Here is a 6,089-nt window from a genome sequence, read left to right as displayed (position 1 = left end):
GAAAGGGAGCTATTGCTCGGGCAACGGCGCCTTTTTTCTGGATTTGACCAACATCTTGAACGGGCTGAGGTTAACAAGCAGTCAACCCGTTGTAATGTTGATGATCATTCTATCGCACCAGCGATGACGGCTGCGGATGAATCCCATGACAGGGCCATATGCTTAAACGAAGAGCAGCAAAAAGCAGTGGATCATCCTGTCGGTCATTTAATGATCGTTGCCGGACCGGGGACCGGAAAGACCCGTACATTGACCCAGAAACTTGCCCGTCTGATTGAAAGCGGCGTGGATGTCAACCGCCTGCTGGCAGTGACCTTTACCAATAAAGCAGCAACGGAGATGAAAGAGCGGCTTGGTGCCATGATGGGTCATTCGTGTCCACTTCCCTTTGTAGGCACCTTCCATGCGCTGGGCTATCGTATTTTGAAAGGTTCCATGGCAAAGACCATGCTGTCGATTGCAGATGAAGATACCCGCAAAGCGCTGGTTTTTGATGCAATGACTATAAATGGCCTGTCCCCAAAAGGGTCGGCAATCAGCGTGGATGAAATGGCCGGTTGGATTGCTTCGGCCAAACAGAAGATGCTCTCCAGTAAGGATTCCCTCGACGGCCTGTGCCCGAACGACCGGTTGATCCATTTTGTTCGCAGCTACGACGCTTATGAGCACCTGCTTCGGGTTCAATCCCTCGTGGATTTTGAAGATTTGATATTCCGGACGGTTGATCTGCTGGAAAAAGACCCGGAATTGCATGATCGGTATGCAGGTTTCTTCAGTGATATTTTTATCGACGAATACCAGGACATCAACGCCGGCCAGTATCGGTTGGTCAAAATGCTGGCCGGGGATCATGCCAACATCAGAATTATTGGTGACCCGGATCAATCCATATATGGGTTTAGAGGTTCGGATGTAAATTGTTTTAAATGGTTCAAGAAGGATTTCCCGGGTTCCCAGACCATACTGTTGAGAAAAAACTATCGGTCCTCCCGGACGATCCTGGACGTGTCGGCTCAGGTGATTAAAAAGAATTCGGAGTTTCTTGAAAGCGGTGGTCGACATGCGGTTTATTCCGATTTGATGGGCGATCGGCACATCCCTGTTTTGCAGTTGGCTTCTGAAAAAGCCGAAGCGACGGCCATTGGAAAAACGATCGAAAAGATGGTGGGGGGGACTGGTTTTTTTTCTCTGGATTCCGGTGCTGTGGATGCCGCGACGGATCAGCGGTTGTTAAGTTTTGCAGATTTTGCTGTCTTGTTCAGGACGCGCAACCAGGGCAAGGTGATTTTAAAAACCCTGGAAAAGGCAGGGATACCCTGCCAACTGATCGACCGGAAGCGCGTTCTGGATCACCCGGGGGTAAAGGCGGTGATTTCGCTTTTCAAGTTGCTTCACGGCGTGGGAATATTTAATGATCTGCAAGCTGCCGCAGGGGTTTTTAATTCCTCGGTTTCACCACAAAGCCTAAAAATTCTAAAAGCCTGGGCGTACCGGAAAAATTTTTCCCTGGCGGAGACCCTGGTTCAAACTTGCCGGCTGCCGATTCCCCATATGGGCCATGTACGTCAGCAGCGGCTCTATTCGTTTGTCGGGAGATTATCCAGTTTTAAGAAAAAGACTGAAGGATTACCGGTGGTGGAAAGCCTTGAATTGATATTGAGCAAGGCCAATTTAAGAGGCAAATACAGTGTTGACCCGTCCTTTGAGCGGGGCGTCGGCCAATTGCTGGAAACGGGAAAGGCCTATCAAAATGAGATCGCAGGGTTTCTGGCGGCGATTGCCCTGTCCAAAGATACGGACGTCTATGATGCGCGTGCGGAAAAAGTGGCTCTGATCACGATGCATGCCGCCAAAGGGTTGGAATTTCCCGTGGTCTTTATCGCTGGCTGCGAGGATGGTTTCATACCCTACCGATCAGACACCCGGCCGACGGATATCGAAGAAGAGCGACGGCTTTTTTATGTGGCCTTGACCCGGGCGAAGAGACACCTTTTTTTCACCAAAGCCGACCATAGACGGGTCAACGGCCACAAACAGCCCCGACAAATATCCCCGTTTTTGAAAGACATTGACGATCGTTTCAAACGCGTCTCCTTTTCAGGCGGCAAGACAACCAAAAAGCCAGCCCAGGAACAACTGACCCTTTTTTAGAGTGGTTCTCCATGTCGACTCAACCCCGATGGTCAACCCATTGAAAGCAGCTCTCTATCTTCCTATGAATCGCTCGGATCGGCTGATATTCAGTGCTGACACCAAAAAAATAGACCGTTGCCTCAGGTTTCGATGAGGTTGTTCTGGATGGCAAATCGGGACAGGTCGGCGTTGTTGCGCAGGTTTAATTTTTTCAACAGACGGAACCGATAGGTATCCACCGTTTTAATGCTGATATGATAGGCCGAGGCAATCTCTCGGTTGGTATTACCCAAGGCAAGGCGTCTGAGTACCTGCAGTTCCCGGGTGGAAAGAGAGTCCAATGGACTTTGGGACTTGTTTCCCTTGGCGACCCTGAGGGCCAGCGCTTCAGCGGCCTCGTCCGTTAAAAACAAAGAGCCGGAATGAACCTTGCGAATGGCTTTTACCAACTGTTCCGGCGCACTTTGTTTGGTGATGTACCCCATTGCGCCGGTTTCGATAGCCCGAACCACGTACTGATGTTCCTCGTGCATGGTCAGCACGAGAATGGGAACCTCCGGGAACTCACTTTTGAGTTGAGTGATGACCTCCAGACCATCTAAAATAGGCATGGAAATGTCGATCACCGCCACATCCGGCTTCTCTTTGCGCACTGCCAGTACGGCTTCCCGACCATCCGATGCCTCGGCCACCACTTCAATGTCTCCACTCTCTTCGACGATTCGTCGGAGTCCGGCGCGGACAATGCTGTGGTCATCGGCAAGAAGAACCCGGATCATGAACGTCAGCTTTCAGTTAAGGCAACGGAGAAGCAGATCCGGGTTCCTCCCCCGGGTCTGGATTGAACGTCAAAACAGCCTCCCACCAGGTTGGCGCGCTCACGCATATTGGCCACGCCCAGGCCCTCGGCGTCACCCAAGGCTTCCGGTTCGAAGCCTGAGCCGTTATCCTTGATGGTGAGCGCTAAAGAGCTATTATCAAACGACAAGGTTACCTTGGCACGGGTCGCTGATGCATGGCGGGCCACATTGGTCAGCGCCTCCTGTGAGATGCGGTAGGCGGCCGTAGCAATATTGCCACGAATTTCCGGACCGCTGCCATGTTCAAACACACAGCTGATGTCATAGCGCTTCTCAAAATCCGCGGTATACCATTCAATCGCCTCCACCAGGCCCAAATGATCCAGAACGCCCGGTCGTAACCGGATGGCCAGGCTGCGAACCTCTTCAATGGTTGTATCGATGAGTTCACACATTGTCAATGCACGGGCCGAGGCGGTCGGGTCAGACTTGATTACGCGATTGCGGATCCAGACCGCTTCCATGCGAAGCGCGGTAAGCACCTGTCCCAATTCATCGTGAAGCTCGCGGGCTAGGTAGGCGCGCTCTTTTTCTTGATTGGCCAGGATGCCGGCAGAGAGCCGCCGCAGTCGTTCCTGGGCTTTTTTCAGTGCGGTGATGTCTGTGGCAATGCCACAAACGCCGGTCACCCGACCCTTGCCGCCGTAAAGGGGAAATTTGGTGCTCAAATAGGTATGTGCCTCGTCGTCGATAACGATGCTTTCTTCCACCTGGATCGATTGTTTTTCGCGAAGCACCCGGTCGTCATTTTTAAAGAACTGGTCGGCGATATCAGGGGCGAGGAAGTCCTGGTCGGTTTTCCCCCGAACATCAACGGAGCGGACGCCGAACAACTCCTCGAATTTTGAGTTGACCATGGTATATTTGCCGTCCGCATCCTTGATATAGACCACGGCCGGTGTGTACTGGATAATTCCCGAAATTTCACGTGTGCGTTTGCGCACCTGGCTCTCAAGGTCCTTTGAATAGCTGCTGAGCGCCTCTTTGGCCTCCTGAAGCGCCCGTTCGGCTTTGTTTCGTTCGGTGACATCGATGGAGACGGCCAGGGACCTGAAGGTCTGCCGCTGCTCATCTCGGTCGGTGATGGCGGAAATCTGAACCTCAATTATCTCTTTGTTTTTCTTGATGAACTGATAGGGGACGTCCTTGATGAAACCTTTTTCGAAAAAAGCGGGGATAATCGTCTCCTCTGCATATTTCCGGGACTCCGGGGAAAGATAGTCGGTGAGCTTTTTGCCAATGACCTCTTCACGAGTGTACCCCAAGGCATCGGACCAATAGTTGCTGACACTGACCAGATTTCCATTTTTATCGATGGAATGCAGCATGGCTGGGGTGTGGTGGTATAGGGAGCGGTATCGTTCTTCGCTTTGTCGAAGCGCCAGTTCTACAGTGCGGCGTCTGGCGATTTCCAGGCTGGCCTGGCGGTAGAGGAAAAAAATGGAAGCACCCAGCAGGAAACACAGGATGATGATGACCGGTTGTATGATTTTCAATAAGGGTTCGGAAACCAACTTGGCTGCGGCCTTGAGGTCGTACAGGTGGACAATTTTCCAACCAGGGTAGTCGTCGACGGCAATCTGGTGGAACAGATACGGTTTGCCGGAGGCATCGACGACCTCCTTGTTTCCCTTTTTTCGCAGTCCCGTCCAGTGCCAGGGACCATTACCGAACTGCCGGGTTTGCCGCATTCGCCTCATATCCTCCGGCGTCAACTGCCACATGAGCTGGTATAACCATTCAGAGCGGCTGGAGATGAAGATCATTCCCTGGGGATCCACGACCAGCTGGATACTGGTTTCCTCCGGCGTCAGTTCCTTTTCAACGAAAAAAATGGAAGCCTTGATGACGGCAATGCCCAACGGGGTGTCCGAGTTTTTCCGGTACACCGGGTAGCTGTAGTAGGCACCCCGTTTTCGTGAGGTGGTGCCCAGGGCCAGATAACTGGCCGGAAGCCCCTGCATGGCGTCCTGAAAATAAGGGCGGAAGGAAAAGTTCATTCCCACGAAGCTGTCCGGATCGTTTCGGTTGGACGAGGCAAGGGTATTTCCCCGGCGATCCATGAGGTAACACACCTCCACATCCAAGGTTTTTTGAAACAGATCCAACAGCGCGTTGGCGGCACTCAAGGTCTGCGGGTCGGGGTCAACCAGCACATCAACCAGGGGCTGCATTGCCGCCAAGACCCTTACGGGTTTGATATTTTCTGAGAAAAAGGAAGACAGATTTTTTTTGGTGGCCTGGAGCCGGTTCAAGGCGTTGCGTTCGGCCTCCTGAAGGGCGTATTCCTTCACGGAGCTATAGTACAAATAACCGGCAGCGCAGGCGGAGAGAAAGGCCAGCAGAGAAAGGACTCTCAGAATAGATCTTAACTTCATCGCTTAAGGCCCCGGCTGCTGATGGGTCCTGCCGGACACGAAGGTGCGTTGAAAACGATCAACAGCGACGACGCCGCAGAGCAGTATGAGAAAAGACAACGGCGAGGTCACGGTTACATGTCGGATTTGAAAAAGGATTCTGCATCAACGATGGTATCCGGTTTTTTCGTGTATTCGGTGGGAACGGAGCCCTCCTTAAAACATTCGAACAGGGTCTTTCGGGATTCGGGGATGGGCAATAGACCGGTTTCCGCATCGATCTTGGCAAAAACCACGCCCTCTGGAACCTGGAACATCCGTACCGGCTTGTCCTTTAAAATCCTGTCCATGAAACCCAGCCAGATTGGACTGGCGGTTCGTGATCCGGTTTCCCCCTTGCCTAAGGTTCGCCCGTTGTCGTAGCCGACCCAGACACCGGAAATGAACCGAGGGGTGTAGCCGACGAACCAGGCATCTTGAAGGTCGTTGGTCGTTCCTGTTTTTCCTCCAACGGGTTTGCCCAATGCCAGAAGTCTTGTTCCAGTACCTCCTTGAACGACACCCCGGAGCAGTCTTACCATCATATATGCTGTCTGAGGTGTCATTACATAACCCTCGGGTATGGATTTGCCGTATAGGGTCTGCAGGTCAAACTCATTTAGCATGAGGCCATCTTTTTCGATCCAGCTCTTTTGGTTATCAAAGAGTTCGTTTTGCAATTCGCCTATGGGGGCCCCCT

Annotated in this window: 4 protein-coding genes; 1 reads left to right on the top strand and 3 read right to left on the bottom strand. The window is 52.3% G+C overall.

The features are described from left to right. The first annotated feature begins 123 nt into the window (after positions 1-123). Positions 124-2,151: an ATP-dependent helicase gene (locus ABYV26_RS18390; RefSeq protein WP_372682816.1), complete on the top strand. Its 2,028-nt coding sequence runs from the start codon at positions 124-126 to the stop codon at positions 2,149-2,151. A gap of 122 nt (positions 2,152-2,273) precedes the next feature. Here the strand turns inward: ABYV26_RS18390 and ABYV26_RS18385 are convergent, their stop codons facing one another. The 3 genes from ABYV26_RS18385 to ABYV26_RS18375 form a co-directional block, all read right to left on the bottom strand. Next, positions 2,274-2,912: a response regulator gene (locus ABYV26_RS18385; protein WP_372682815.1), complete on the bottom strand. Its 639-nt coding sequence runs from the start codon at positions 2,910-2,912 to the stop codon at positions 2,274-2,276. Positions 2,913-2,917: 5 nt separating this feature from the next. Next, complete coding sequence (locus ABYV26_RS18380; RefSeq protein ID WP_372682814.1) at positions 2,918-5,371, bottom strand: PAS domain S-box protein; 2,454 nt, start codon at positions 5,369-5,371, stop codon at positions 2,918-2,920. A 113-nt stretch (positions 5,372-5,484) separates the two neighbouring features. Beyond that, the coding region (locus ABYV26_RS18375; protein ID WP_372682813.1) for a penicillin-binding transpeptidase domain-containing protein at positions 5,485-6,089 on the bottom strand (605 nt) is incomplete at its 5' end.

Origin of the sequence: Desulfosarcina sp., assembly GCF_041551955.1 — a bacterium.
In the GTDB taxonomy this organism is placed as follows: domain Bacteria; phylum Desulfobacterota; class Desulfobacteria; order Desulfobacterales; family Desulfosarcinaceae; genus Desulfosarcina.
This window is presented reverse-complemented; position numbering and strand designations above follow the sequence as displayed.